The organism is Clostridium sp. (genome assembly GCF_051654825.1).
Taxonomy (GTDB): Bacteria; Bacillota; Clostridia; order Clostridiales; family Clostridiaceae; genus Clostridium.
Genome location: NZ_JBOFYU010000243.1, coordinates 15,429 through 29,945, shown reverse-complemented (window position 1 = coordinate 29,945; position 14,517 = coordinate 15,429). Strand labels below are relative to the sequence as shown.

Annotated in this window: 9 protein-coding genes; 2 read left to right on the top strand and 7 right to left on the bottom strand. The window is 28.8% G+C overall.

Going from position 1 to position 14,517, the window contains the following annotated elements; translation table 11 throughout:
* The 5 genes from dgt to ACRDBA_RS15130 all read right to left on the bottom strand — a co-directional run.
* Window positions 1-862, bottom strand: an 862-nt coding sequence (gene dgt / locus ACRDBA_RS15150) for a dGTP triphosphohydrolase (protein ID WP_438573766.1), incomplete at its 3' end; no start/stop codon positions are given.
* A 195-nt stretch (window positions 863-1,057) separates the two neighbouring features.
* Entirely contained in the window at window positions 1,058-3,373 is a 2,316-nt protein-coding gene (gene gshAB, locus ACRDBA_RS15145) for a bifunctional glutamate--cysteine ligase GshA/glutathione synthetase GshB (RefSeq protein WP_438573765.1), read from the bottom strand.
* On the bottom strand, window positions 3,357-4,682 hold the full coding sequence (locus ACRDBA_RS15140) for an MATE family efflux transporter (RefSeq protein WP_438573764.1): 1,326 nt from the start codon (window positions 4,680-4,682) through the stop codon (window positions 3,357-3,359). Before ACRDBA_RS15140 ends, gshAB begins: the two co-directional genes overlap by 17 nt.
* A 95-nt stretch (window positions 4,683-4,777) precedes the next feature.
* Entirely contained in the window at window positions 4,778-6,796 is a 2,019-nt protein-coding gene (locus ACRDBA_RS15135) for a molybdopterin-dependent oxidoreductase (protein ID WP_438573763.1), read from the bottom strand.
* Between the two features lie 205 nt (window positions 6,797-7,001).
* Window positions 7,002-9,080 (bottom strand): YgiQ family radical SAM protein, encoded by a 2,079-nt coding sequence (locus ACRDBA_RS15130; protein WP_438573762.1) that lies wholly within the window; start codon window positions 9,078-9,080, stop codon window positions 7,002-7,004.
* 411 nt (window positions 9,081-9,491) lie between these two features.
* On the opposite strand from ACRDBA_RS15130, the gene ACRDBA_RS15125 reads away from it, so the two are divergent.
* Window positions 9,492-11,468, top strand: a complete 1,977-nt coding sequence (locus tag ACRDBA_RS15125) for an ATP-binding protein (RefSeq protein ID WP_438573761.1) — start codon at window positions 9,492-9,494, stop codon at window positions 11,466-11,468.
* An 84-nt stretch (window positions 11,469-11,552) separates the two neighbouring features.
* On the opposite strand, the gene ACRDBA_RS15120 is transcribed toward ACRDBA_RS15125, so the two are convergent.
* Window positions 11,553-12,470: a hypothetical protein gene (locus ACRDBA_RS15120; protein WP_438573760.1), complete on the bottom strand. Its 918-nt coding sequence runs from the start codon at window positions 12,468-12,470 to the stop codon at window positions 11,553-11,555.
* An 81-nt stretch (window positions 12,471-12,551) separates the two neighbouring features.
* Complete coding sequence (locus tag ACRDBA_RS15115) at window positions 12,552-12,935, bottom strand: hypothetical protein (RefSeq protein ID WP_438573759.1); 384 nt, start codon at window positions 12,933-12,935, stop codon at window positions 12,552-12,554.
* A gap of 187 nt (window positions 12,936-13,122) precedes the next feature.
* Between ACRDBA_RS15115 and ACRDBA_RS15110 the strand changes: the two genes are divergently transcribed.
* Window positions 13,123-14,472, top strand: coding sequence for a [Fe-Fe] hydrogenase large subunit C-terminal domain-containing protein (locus tag ACRDBA_RS15110; RefSeq protein WP_438573758.1), 1,350 nt, complete (start codon window positions 13,123-13,125; stop codon window positions 14,470-14,472).
* Window positions 14,473-14,517: the final 45 nt, after the last annotated feature.

Here is a 14,517-nt window from a genome sequence, read left to right as displayed (position 1 = left end):
CTTCTTTAATAAACTCTTCATACTTCATTTTAAAGATATCATGAGATATTATCTTTTTATTAAATGCGTCTTCTAAATCTCCTAAAAGATATGCAATATCATCAGCTGCCTCTAAGATATATACCAAAGGATTTCTTCCCCCCCTTATATTAGTATCATCTGCTATTTCCTTAAAAACAGCTTCTTCTGATTTATAATAACCCATTTTGCTTAGATTACTATCTTCTAATTCTAAAGATGAAATTGGATATTTTATTACTGAACTTAATACTCCTGTAGTTAAATTCATTCCATATCTATCTATAACAAAATGTAGCTTTGTTAAAATCCTTAAACCTTGTGCATTTCCTTCAAAGTTTAATAAGTCTAACGCTTCTTGTTTATCTAAATTAAATTTATATTTATCATAACTAAAAGTATATGTATTATCATGGTTTTTACTTAATTTATCATCAAACCACTCTCTAATGGCAACTTCTCCAAAGTGTCCAAAAGGTGGATTACCTAAATCATGTATAAGCCCTGCACAAGCTAAAATATTGCTCATATCCTCTACCATTGAAGCACTAACCTTATCATCTAAATTCGATGTTTGTTCAATTAATTTATATCCAATACTAATTGCTAAAGACTTTGCAATAGATGATACTTCTAAAGAGTGAGTAAGCCTTGTTCTAACAAAATCTAATTTTTCTAAAGGAAATACTTGTGCTTTATCTTGTAATCTTCTAAATGAAGCACTAAATAAAATTCTGTCATAATCATTTTCAAATTCATCTCTGCAATCTAATGTTCTTTTAGTACTTTTATAATCTCTAATACGATTTTTATTTAATATTTGTTTCCATTTAAATCTAGCCATCAATATACTTTACCTTTCACTATATAATAGTTTTATAATCATAATTTCAGCTATATTTAATACTTTTATTCTTATTTTTTATAAATAAATGAAATTTAATATTGGAATTACTTTTATTTATAAAAAGAGACCTTCTATAAAAATTAATAAATAATTTTTATAGAAGGTCTACTAACTTTATTTAAATTTTTACTATTAACAATCTTGAGTAAACATATCTAAAAGTGTAAGAATTTTTTCTGCTATATTTCTTTCCTTACCTTTATAAGGATAAGAGTGTATATGAATTGCTGGATTAAAGTTTAATTCTATAATTGCGTAATTTGAATTAATATCATTATAATCTTCTAAAATCATATCAACTCCACATATAACAGCTCCAGCAGCCTTTGATGCTTCTACTGCAATTTTCTTAAACTTTTCTGGTATATCATCTGTATAATCTACACTATCTCCACCAGTACTTATATTAGAATTTTCTCTTAAATACACAACTTCATCTTTAGCTGGTATATAATCAAAATCCTTATTTACTTGCTTTAAGAACAATTCAGCACTTTTATCTAATTGGATTTTTTCTAAAGGAGTTTTATATCCCTTTCCTCTAAGGGAGCTTTTGTTCTTTTCTTCAACAAGCTCTCTTATTGTAAAATTACCGTTTCCTATTACATTTGCAGGTACTCTATGAAGTATTCCAAGCACCTCATCTCCAACTACTAGGAATCTATATTCTTTTCCTTTTATAAATTCTTCTATTAATACAGTTTTATCATTTTCAAAGGCAATTTCAAAGCCTTTAATTAAATCTTCTTCATTTGCTCCATTAGGGAATATACTTATTCCAATACCAAAGTTAGTAGATTTAGGTTTTATTACAACAGGCTTATTTGCATATTTTATTAAGTTTACCTTAGCTTCTTCTATAGAAGTAAATTCATCTCCACTAGGAACCTTAATATCTTTTTCCTTTAATACTGCCTTTGTAACTACCTTATTTTCCATTACTAAAACTGTAACATAATTATCCTTAGAAGTTTTAGTAGCTTGTTTTACATACTCAACCTTACCTCTAGCTTTAAGAGAAATAAAGTTGTCTTCTCTATCTAAAACCTCAACCTTTACACCTCTTTTTATTGCTTCCTTCATTAATATTTGTGTAGAAAGCTCTAAATCCTCATAACCTTGAAGCTTAAATCTATTTTCATATGCTTGCTTTTTATATTCCTTCGCAAGGCCTATATAAGTTTCAACATAACCTTCTTCTTTTACTATTTCCTTTATTCTATGTGCATAAGTTAAGTTAGGATTTACCACTTTTTCTATCATATTATCTATGATTTCTTCTTTTCCTAAGTTTAACTCATCATTAATAGCTTTTATTTTGTTTAATATTTCTATTGCCCATTCATTTTTATCTACTATTTTTCCATGTCTTTTTAAGATAATTTCCTCTTCACCATATCTAGCTATTAAGTTTTGGTTATAAAGAGCTTCTTCTTGCCATTTGTCATAATTATCTTCTTCTTCTACAAGTAAGAATAATGTAAATATATTTATAAAATTTAAATCCTCAAGGCTTATTCCTGTTTTACTAAAAGGATTTATATCTATACTTCTTATTTCTAAATAATTTATTCCATCATCTAATAATGATTGAAGAAATTTGTTATTATCATAAGCCTTTAATCTTATTTGACTATAAAGTTCCTTATGGCTATCAATTAATCCTTCTCTTACAAATTCATTTACGCTTTCTACATAGCCTTTAACACTATTATAGTCTGGGAATAAATCAATTTTATTCTTATAACCACATTCACTATTTCTATATGAAATTGCACCTATATTAGAAAAACTTCCTTCTGATACCTTATCTAACTTTGATGCACATTCAGCATCATAGCTTTCATGAATAATTGCTGCTCCACCTAAAAGGTAAATAAGAAGCCATCTATATTTTAAATAATTTCTAACTACCTTTAAGTAAACATTATTTCTAAATTCCTTATAAGATTCATCTGTATTACTTTCCTTATAAAGCTTATTTATTATTATTTCATTAAAAGAAAAGTTATAGTGGATTCCTGAAATTAATTGCTTTTTTCCACCATACTTCTTTAAAAGCTTTTCTCTATATGCCCTTGCTTCAGATCCTACCTTACACTCACAAAATTCAGCAATTGGAATTCTATCATTTTCTGGTATATCACATGGCATAGATTGTGGCCATAAATACTCATCCTCAATTCCAAGTGCAACAATATCATAAAGTGCATTTAAAAACTTATATGTTTCATCTATTGTATTAAAAGTAGGTGTTATTAACTCTACTTGACTTTCTGAAAAATCCGTTGTTATATAAGGATTGCTTAATTTACCTCCAAATGAATCTGGATGCGGCTTTAAAGATAATTTACCATTACTATTTACTCTTAAGCTTTCCCTTTCGATTCCAAACTTACCTTCTAGTAAAAATTTACTATCCCCAAATGTCTTAAGAACTTTTAACATTAACATACTCCTTCCTTATGATAAAGCGATATATTAAGAAAGCTGTGCTTCCCTTTAATATACTCGATATCGATATACTCCACCAAATCCCATTAACACCTAGGTATCTTATTAAGAACAATGCCATAGGTATTCTAAGCAAGGTGAAAATTATACTTATTGTAGCTGGTACTTTTGGAACACCAAGTCCTGTAAATACTCCATTAGATATCATTTCTATACTTGAAAATATTTGAGAAAATCCTATTATAATAAGATAGCTACTTGCTATATTTATAGTTCCCTCTTCACTTACAAATATTTTAACTAAGTATTCAGGCACCATTATAAATAAAATTGATACTGTTGTCGCATATATTACTCCCATAGTAATTGCAGTATTATATCCTTTATTTATTCTTTTATATTCTTTAGCCCCGTAATTTTGCCCAATAAAGCTTGAAATTGCTCCATTTAATCCTCCAACTATCATTAAAACTATTGATTCTACTTGTAAACCTATTTTTTGTGCTGCTATTGCATCTGATCCAAAGCTTCCTATTATTCTTGCTAAAATTATATTTACTACTGTAAATAAAACCCTTTGAAAGGACATAGGAGCCCCTAACTTTATTATTTCCTTTACTTTTCCATAATCTACATCTTTTATATTAACTCTAAATAACCCTTTTGCATATATATTAAATAACACAAACATTACTAAGGTTGCTATTAAAGTTGCTATAGCTGCCCCTAATACTCCTAATTTAAGCCCATATATAAATATTGGGTCTAATACTATATTTATTATTATTCCAATAGCACTTATTTTTAACGCATTTTTATTATTTCCATAACTATTAAAAATTCTTATATATAAAAAATTAAAGAATGCAAAAAATAAGGTTGGTGCACTAATTAATAAATATCTATAGGCATCTCTCTTTACTTCGTAATTTTCTACATTTAAAAAGTTTATAAATCCTTTTCCAAATATTATTAAAATTAAAGCAAAGACTATTCCTATTACAAAGTTTAAAACTAATCCCGAATTTATAAATCTTTTCGTTCCTTCATCATCTTTTCTTCCAATAGCATGTGCTACTTTTATTCCTGTCCCTGTTACAACTAAAGCGTTAATTGAATAACCAAGTCCTATAAAAAAGCTAGATGAACCTATACTAGCTACTGCATTACTTCCTAAGGAACCTACCCAAAGCATATCTACTAAATTATATGTAAATTGAAGTAGTGAACTTCCTATAATAGGAATAGCTAATGTTGTTAATACTTTTAAAACATTTCCCTTTGTTAAATCTATTTTTTTCATTTGAACTCCTAAACTTTAAACTCTATTTTAAATATAGATATCTCTCCTTATTCTGTCAATATAAATTGATAAATATTATTAGTTGACAAACCATATCAAAGTTTTTTTATATGAACAAAAGTTTCATTATATGTAATTTGTCCCCCAAAATCTGATATTCCTGAATTAGTTAAAAAATTAGGATTACCATTCTTTTTCCACCAACCTACATACATCATAATAATATCATTTCCTATATTATTATCTATATTTATTTGAGTAATAACCTCCCCATTATTAGAATATATTCTAGCAACTTCTTTATCTTTAATTTGATAAAATCTCGCTGTTTCTTCATTTATATAAGCTTTTGCTATTTCTTCATTGTCTAAAAAATGCTGACTTGATAATGAATCTACTCCATGATTAGTTAATAATCTTAATCCATTATCTTTTACTTTCTTTAAATCTACCTCTCCATTATAGAAATTAAATTTTGAAGACTTAGTTTTAAATTCTTTATCCTTCCAGGCTATAGGATCATGAATTGTAAAATGTTTATTTTTTAATCCTTCTAGACTAATATTTTTATCAAAATTTTTCAATGGCTTTATTATTTTATTTAAATATTCTCTTTTTGATACCATTGGATAATTATTTATTTCCATTATTTTTGCAAGTTCCCTAAAGAAATAATATTCATCCATTAATTTATTTTTAGGTTCTTTAATTTTTTCATTGTAAGTTATATATGGATTAGTCATAGAACTATATATTATATCTTCTGTTTCTAAAGTATTAGTACATGGAATAAATAAATCACAAGCTCTTGCAGTATCAGTCATAAACATATCAAAGCAAACCTTAAATTCTATTTTTTCCATAGCTTCTTCTAACTTATTTAAGTTAGGTAGCTGATTTAATAAGTTAGATGAAGTTATAACTGCCATTTTTATTGGTATATTTAATCTTTTAATATTTTCACTATCTTTTATTTTTTCTTCTTTAATATATATATTATCTTTATAATAAGTTTCACCCTTTAAGGAATCTAAAATAAAATCACTTATATGACTTACATAAAATAATCTATCTTCATTATTAATCTCACTATTATATGGGTCTGAATTAACTGCTGATGGATAAACCTTATTTGCATAATTAACTCCACCACCACTAAAGCCTATTTGACCAGTTATTGCTCCAAGTGCATCTATAGCTCTTATAGTATTACAACCATTTTTATACTTTTGAATTCCATACCCTAAAAGTATAGTAGAATATTTTTCTGAATATAACTTAGCTAAATTTCGTATTTCCTCTTCATTAACCCCTGAAATTTGACTTAACTTATTTAAACTTAAAGAATTTATATATTCCTTATATCTATTAAAGTCATTTGTATATTTATCTATAAAATCTTTATCACATCCTAGCTCTTCAATAATTATCTTACCTATAGCTAATGCTAGTGCTTCATCTCCACCTGGCTTTATTCTTATAAATAAATCTGCCATCTTTCCTGTTTGAGTTAAGATAGGGTCTATAACTATAATTTTACTTCCATTGCTTTGTGCCTTTTTTATCATTTGCATTGTATGTATAGTTGTGTATGCAGGATTTTTTCCCCATACAAATATGTTTTTACTATTTAGCATATCCTCTAGTGAATGACTTCTTGCATCACCAAAATCCATTTTTTGCCCCTGCATTCCTGCGCTCCAACAAGGACCTCCCTTTGATTTTGTAACTCCACCATAGAAATTGAAGAATATATTTGCAATTCCTTTTAATGAAGAGCCACTTCCATATTGCTCATAAAACAATATAGATTTAGAAGAATGTTTTTTTTTATAATAGCTAAGCTTTTCAGCCATAATATTTAAGGCCTTTTCAAAGGATAGTTCCTTCCACTTTCCTTTTTCTTTAATCATTGGACTGTATATTCTATCTTTATGATTAAGCCTAGTTAAATGAGCTAATCCTTTTTTGCATACAAATCCCTTAGTATATGGATGTGTTTTATCTCCTGTAATCTTAATGTTACCCTCCCCATCTACTAAAACTTCAAACTTGCAAGCATCAGCACAATCTAATGTACATCCATGACTATATTTGTTAATATCTTCACTCATCAAATTCCCCCCTTTTTTAATTTTCGCATATTCTTATTTTCATATTATATATAACAATTCTTTATTTTGCTAGTTGAATTTAGCAATACAGCTCTTCTTAACATATAATTAATAATAAAATAGATTTTAACTAATGCATTATTGAAATTTTGCCCAAATATATTTTTATATAAAAAAGAGACTGCTAAAAGCAGCCTCTTTTACCTTATCTTTTCTTTTTTAATCTCATTTTAGCTGGTCCTCTGCTTTTTTTAGCTGGAGCTGAGCTAGTTCTTCTTCCTCTTGGATCATTTTCTGAAAGCTTTTCTTTGTTTCCAGCTTTACCTCTTGATTGACCTGGTTTCATCTTACCTTGTCTTTTTTCATTTTCTCTGCTGTCTCTACCATCTTTACTCTTACTTTTGCTATTTTTATTGTTTTTACCCTTATATCCAGTTCCTGAGCCTGATCCTGAACCTTTTTTCATACTTGCTAAATATCTAGTTTCCTTAGATTGAATTAAGCATTTTGGTCCATTACCAATTAAATCTTCTCTTCCTGCCTTCATTAAAGCATCATAAACAAGATTATAATTTCTAGGGTTTTTAAATTGAAGTAAGGCTCTTTGCATAGCTTTTTCTTCTTTAGTTTTAGGAACATATACTTCTACCCCTGATATTGGGTCTATTCCTGTATGGAACATCGCTGTTGATAATGTTCCTGGAGTTGGATAAAAGTCTTGAACTTGTTCTGGTTGATACTTAGTATCTCTTAAGTATTCAGCAAGCTCTATTGCTTCCTTTAATCCACTACCTGGATGACTTGACATTAAGTAAGGAATTAAATATTGCTCTTTTCCTAATTGTTTATTTATCTTAAAGAACTTTTCTCTAAATCTATCATATGTATCACCTGATGGTTTACCCATATATTTAAGAGCATTTGATGCAACATGCTCAGGAGCAACTTTTAATTGTCCACTTACGTGATGCTCAACTAACTCTTTAAAGAAAGTATCATTTCTATCTGCCATAATATAGTCATATCTAAGTCCTGAACGTACAAAGGCCTTTTTAACCTTTGGTACCTTTCTAATCTTTCTTAAAAGACTTAAGAATTCTGTATGATCTACAACTAGGTTTTTACATGGCTTTGGAGTTAAACATTCTTTATGTTTACATGCACCAATTGTAAGTTGATGACTACAAGCTGGTTTTCTAAAGTTTGCTGTTGGCCCACCTACATCATGTATATATCCTTTAAAGTCTTTAAGATTTGTAATTTCTACTACTTCTTCTAAAATTGATTCTTCACTTCTACTTTGAACAGCTCTTCCTTGATGGAATGTTATTGCACAGAAATTGCAGTTTCCAAAGCATCCTCTTGAACTTACAACACTAAACTTAACTTCTTCTAATGCAGCTATACCACCTTGGTCCTTATATATAGGATGATAATCCTTTGTATATGGAAGTGCATATACTTCATCAAGTTCTTCTCTATTTAAAGGCATTTCTGGCTTATTAGCTACTACATATTTATTTCCATGTAATTGAACTAATTGCTTTCCTCTAACAGGATCTTGCTCTTGATTTTGAATCTTAAAGGATTCTGCATATTTCATCTTATCAGAAGCTACTTCCTTTTGTGATGGAAGTACTATGTAATCTCCATATAATTCATCTAATGAATCAACTGTGTAACATGTTCCATTGACATGTCTTATGTACTTAGCGTCAAATCCATCATTTAATGCATTTGCAACTTCAACTATTTGCTTTTCACTCATTCCATAAACAAGTAAATCTGCACCTGAATCTATAAGAATAGAATTTCTAACATTATTGCCCCAGTAATCGTAGTGAGCCATTCTTCTAAGACTTGCTTCTACTCCACCTATAACAATGTTTATGTTTCTATAAGCTTCTCTTATTTTATTACAGTAAACTATAGTTGCTCTATCTGGTCTTGCCCCCATTCTTCCACCTGGAGTGTAAAGGTCCTTTTCTCTAAGTCTTTTGCTTACTGTATAGTGGTTAACCATGGAATCCATATTTCCTGCATTAACTAAGAATCCTAATCTTGGTCTTCCAAGCTTCATAAAGTCTTCTGTACTATGCCAATCTGGTTGAGCTATTATTCCTACTTTGTATCCTGCATTTTCTAAAACTCTAGAAATTATAGCAGTACCAAAGCTATGATGATCTATATAAGCATCTCCTGTAACTAAAACAAAGTCACATTGTTCCCATCCTCTTTCAATCATATCTTCTTTACTAATTGGTAAAAATCTTTTATTCGTCATTTAATCACCTGCTAACTAATTATTAAATTCAAATTTATAGAATAAAATTAAATTTAATTATTTGAATCGTATTTACTGATTATAACACTTTACTGTACATAAAACATATATTTTATTAATACTTTTTAATATTTTTTAATGGATTTATTCCAAAAATTATACTCTTTCTGTTATTTTAAAATTTTTTTAACTTGTTTCATCCTTAATATTCCATAATTTCTAAATATTTATTTCTTATTATTTCTTTACTGATATTTTACATAATATACATAATTATTGCATTTATAAACTTTTATAGATTTTTTTGTATGCTTTTTGTATAATACTTTATGAAAAAAAATTTTATTTAATAATTTTGTATGTTTTAATACACAATAATTTTATAAAACTAGAAAAGTAGGTAAAAAAACTATGAATTTTTTAAAAAAAATCTTTGCAACACTAATAAGCTTTTTATTGTTTTTTTCCATTACTCCTTACATATTAGCTTTTTCTACTGATATGTCTCATGAACATGAATTTAATGTTGTAGTAATTAATTCTTACAATAACTCAAGCAAATGGGAATCTTTTGTTTCAGAAGGAATAGAAAATAATCTAAAAAACCAACCTGTAAATATTAGTTATGAATATTTAGATATTAAAAAACGTAATGACGCTGAATATCTTACTAGTTATATAGAACTTTTAAATTTAAAGTATTCAAATAATAATATTGATGCCTTTATAACTATTGATGATGAGGCCTTTAATATAGCAAGGGAAAATCTTTATAATGAAAACTCTATATTTTACAGAAGACCTATTATTTTTACTGGTGTAAATAATGAAATAACACTTTCATTAGAAGAACGTAATTATATAACCGGAGCAATTGAAGCAGAAGATAATATTGAGCTTGTTAATATGATATTGAGAATACATGATAATATAGATGAAATAAACTTAATATTAGATAATGCTGCTTATTCAAATTCTGTTATAAATGACTTTAATGTTTTATCAGGATATTTTATAAAACCAATAAAAATTAACTATATTCAAAGCAGTTATTTAGAAGATATTATTCATATACTTGAACAAAATCCCAATCCTAACCAAGCAAATATTATAGTTGGTGATTTCTTATCTAGTGATGGCCATGAAATATCCACCTTAAACGATATAGTAAATAAAATAAAACAGGCTAATAATGCTCCTCTTTACACCAAGGTACAGCCTTATATTTTTGCTGGGGCATTAGGTGGAATTGTAGATTGGGGCCAATCCTATGGAGAAACTATAGCTAATATAATAATTAGAATACTAAATGGTGAAAAAGTTTCTAATATAACTCCTATTTTGGATATTGCTGAAAAAGTGGTATTTGACTATGAAAGTTTATTTAAGTATAGAATTAACCCCTTAGAGCTTCCAGAGAATTCAATATACATAAATAAAGGAGCATTTGACTTATTATTACCTATGCCTTTAAGAGTCTTATTTTGGTCTTCTATTATTTTATTTATAGCTTTATTTATTTACTTAATAATTAGGATTATTATACATAAGCGAGATTTAAAAAAGAATAAATTTTTATATCAACAAGCACAAAAGTCTGAAAAACTTAAAACAGAGTTTATAGCAACAGTTTCTCATGAACTTAGAACACCTGTTAATATAATTTTAAATACCTCTAAACTTTTAAGGTTTAAGCTTAATAATAATATCTTTGATAAGGATGATTGTTTATTAAAGCTAAATTATATTGATCAAAACTCTCAAAGACTTTTAAGATTAGTAAATAACATATTAGATTTAACTAAGATCCAAACGGGGTTTATAAATGCAAATTTAAGGATTGAAAATATTGTGGAAGTAGTGGAGGACACTGCTCTTTCAATAGTTCCATTTGCAGAATCTAATAAAATTGAAGTTGTATTTGATACTGAAGAAGAGGAAATTTTAACGGCTATAGATTCTATAAAGTTAGAAAGAGCACTTTTAAATATATTATCTAACTCAATTAAATTTACTAAAAATGGTGGAAGGATAGATATAAAGGTTTGGCTAAAGGAAAATATAGTTAACATTAGTGTATCTGATTCAGGTATTGGAATATCTAAAGAAGACTTGAATCATGTATTTGATAAGTTTAATCAAGTAGATTCTTCTTTTTGTAGAGAACAAGAAGGTAGCGGTCTTGGACTATCTATTGCAAAAGGTTTAATTGAAATACAAAATGGTATTATTAGTGTTTCTAGCGTTTTAGGAGAAGGAACCACCTTTGTTATTTCCTTGCCTATTAATTTACAGGAAGATATTAAAGATGATACATATTTAGATAATATAGATCTTCAAAATACAGTAGATATAGAATTATCAGATATAAAAAAGGATGACATATAATATAAATAAAAAAGCATTAACAATAAATGTTAATGCTTTTTTTAAAAGCTATTCCATAATAAATAACTTTTAATAATTAAATTATTATCTTCTTCCTTTACGGTGACGTTTTCCTCCACTTCTAGAATTATTTCCTCCATTATTCATATTTCTATTCATATTTCCATTCATGTTTCCGCCCATACCTTGCATAATCATATTTAATGGATTATTTTGCATATTATTTTGCATGTTGTTTTGACTTTGCATATTTTGATTATTTCCTCTACCACTCATAAGCATATCCACTAAATAATCAATATCTGTTCCATTACTTTGAGGAATATTTTGTTGTGGTACTTGCTGCTGTACTGGTTGCTGTTGTCTTTGATTACCGCTATTATTCATTCCACCCATCAACATACTTAATGGGTTTCCACCCATTCCTCCTCCGTTTCCTCCTCCATTCATTCCTCCCATTAACATACTTAGTGGATTTCCTGCATTTCCTCCACCATTTCCTCCCATGCCACCCATTAGCATGTTCATTAATGGGTTTCCACCCATTCCTCCTGCATTTCCTCCTCCGTTGTTTCCACCGCCATTCATTCCTCCCATTAACATACTTAATGGATTTCCTGCCATTCCTCCGCTGTTTCCTCCTCCGTTATTTCCGCCACCATTCATTCCTCCCATTAACATGCTTAATGGATTTCCTGCCATGCCTCCACCGTTTCCTCCTCCGTTGTTTCCGCCACCATTCATTCCTCCCATTAACATACTTAATGGATTTCCACCCATTCCTCCGCCGTTATTTCCACCGCCATTCATTCCTCCCATTAACATACTTAGCGGATTTCCGCCCATTCCGCCGCCGTTTCCTCCACCGTTCATTCCGCCCATGCCACCCATTAGCATGTTCATTAATGGGTTTCCACCCATTCCTCCTCCCATTCCATTCATTCCGCCCATAAGGCCTCCCATTTGACCTCCCATAATATTTTGTAAAAGCATATTCATCATACTGTTTTTCTCCTATAAAAATTCTTATTACTATATACTTATTTTCACCTCTTCCCATTTGCTACACAACTTTTAAATTTATTACTTAAAATATATTGCAACAATTAAAAAATTAGAGCCATATATATCATTATGTATAAGTCCATTTTCTCCCCACTTTCCAAAACCAGCTTCCACTGCTAAAGGTCTTAAATCTCCATATAACGAAAATATACCCCTGCTCCAAATCTTTTTAAATCCATTATCTTTTAGGATTTTTTTCACATTTTTTATAGTTTTCTTAGCTTTTCTATTTACACTTCTTATTTCCTTAGATACTTTAAAAAGGTGCTTGTAAAAGGGCGTATCTTCACAATAAAATGCAAATAATAAACAATTTACATCTCTACCTAGCTTTAAGTTTCCATTTAATATCGCATCATTTTCCTTTCCTATTTTATAAGCATTATAAACTAATTCTTCCATAATATATCTCCTTAAATTAAAGTAGCTTATAAATATTTTTTCTTTAATTAAATCTTATTATTCTACTCTTATACCTAATATTTTTTATACAAATATTGCTTTAAAAGTATTATTTTTAGCAAATAAATATATACTAAGAATAATATAAAATTTAGTCTTGTTATTAAAACAAACTGGAGGTCTTTTAATGAACAATAAATATAATGATTTATTTGATACCCTTATAAAGTCTTATTATGATGGAAATTTTGATGAAGTTCTTACTCATATAATGGAATGTCACGAAACATCACCACAAGAAACATTTGCAGTAATATGTTCTCTTTGTGGAGTTAGTTTAAAATATGATAATAACTACTTATATAATTTAAAAAAGGCTATAACTGATTATCAAGTTAATAAGCGTATAATAGAAAAGCTTGAAAGCTGTGACGCTAATTGCGCTCCTGACTCTTCAAATAAATTCAAATGCCAAGCAACATGTCCATTTGATGCCATAGTTTATGACACTAAAAATAAGGTTACAAAAATTAATCCAACAGCTTGTATTAACTGTGGCTTATGTGTTGATGTCTGTAAAAGTGGTAACATATTAGATAAGGTTGAATTTATACCTATAATGGACTTAATTAAAAATAATAAAACTGTTATAGCAGCTGTTGCACCTGCTATTAGTGGACAATTTGGTGAAAATGTATCTATGGACCAACTTAGAGCCTCATTTATAAAGCTTGGCTTTACTGATATGATAGAAGTTGCTTTTGCTGCTGATATGCTTACTATTAAGGAAGCTGTAGAATTTGATAAGCATGTAAATAGTGATAAGGATTTAATGATTACTTCTTGCTGCTGTCCAATGTGGGTTGGCATGCTTAAAAGAGTTTATAAGGAATTAGTTCCAGACCTTTCTCCTTCTGTATCTCCTATGATTGCAGCAGGAAGGGTTATAAAAGAATTAAATAAAGATGCAAAAGTAGTATTTATTGGACCTTGCATAGCTAAAAAGGCTGAAGCAAAGGAAAAAGATTTGGCTGGAGCTATAGACTTTGTATTAACCTTCCAAGAAGTTGATGAAATATTTAAGGCTCTAGAAATAGTTCCTTCAACTCTTACTGGTGTTCCTTCTATTGAATATGCTTCTCGTGGTGGGCGTTTATATGCGCGTACAGGTGGAGTATCTATTGCTGTTAAAGAAGCTATTGAGGAACTTTATCCTGATAAACTTCAATTCTTTAATGCTGTTAAAGCAGAAGGAGTTAAAGATTGTAAAGCAATTTTAGATAGTGCTTTAAAAGGTGAAGTAAAAGCTACATTTATTGAAGGAATGGGATGTGTTGGTGGATGCGTTGGTGGACCTAAGGCTTTAATTCCTGCTCAGCAAGGTAAGGTTGCTGTAGATAACTTTGCTTATGATTCAGCTATAAAGGTTGCTACTCATAGTAGAACACTAGATAATGTTTTAGAAAGTCTTAATATTACATCCTTAAAGGATTTTGAAGATCCTAATAAAATAAGCATTTTAGAAAGAGATTTTTAAAATAAATAGACCTTAGTAAGATTAAAACAATCCTACTAAGGTCTA

Excerpts from the sequence above, each read along its gene's own strand:
- gshAB (WP_438573765.1), bottom strand. The coding sequence starts at position 3,373 with ATGTTAAAAGTTCTTAAGACATTTGGGGATAGTAAATTTTTACTAGAA.
- ACRDBA_RS15140 (WP_438573764.1), bottom strand. The coding sequence starts at position 4,682 with ATGAAAAAAATAGATTTAACAAAGGGAAATGTTTTAAAAGTATTAACA.
- ACRDBA_RS15135 (WP_438573763.1), bottom strand. The coding sequence starts at position 6,796 with ATGAGTGAAGATATTAACAAATATAGTCATGGATGTACATTAGATTGT.
- ACRDBA_RS15130 (WP_438573762.1), bottom strand. The coding sequence starts at position 9,080 with ATGACGAATAAAAGATTTTTACCAATTAGTAAAGAAGATATGATTGAA.
- ACRDBA_RS15125 (WP_438573761.1), top strand. The coding sequence starts at position 9,492 with ATGAATTTTTTAAAAAAAATCTTTGCAACACTAATAAGCTTTTTATTG.
- ACRDBA_RS15120 (WP_438573760.1), bottom strand. The coding sequence starts at position 12,470 with ATGATGAATATGCTTTTACAAAATATTATGGGAGGTCAAATGGGAGGC.
- ACRDBA_RS15115 (WP_438573759.1), bottom strand. The coding sequence starts at position 12,935 with ATGGAAGAATTAGTTTATAATGCTTATAAAATAGGAAAGGAAAATGAT.
- ACRDBA_RS15110 (WP_438573758.1), top strand. The coding sequence starts at position 13,123 with ATGAACAATAAATATAATGATTTATTTGATACCCTTATAAAGTCTTAT.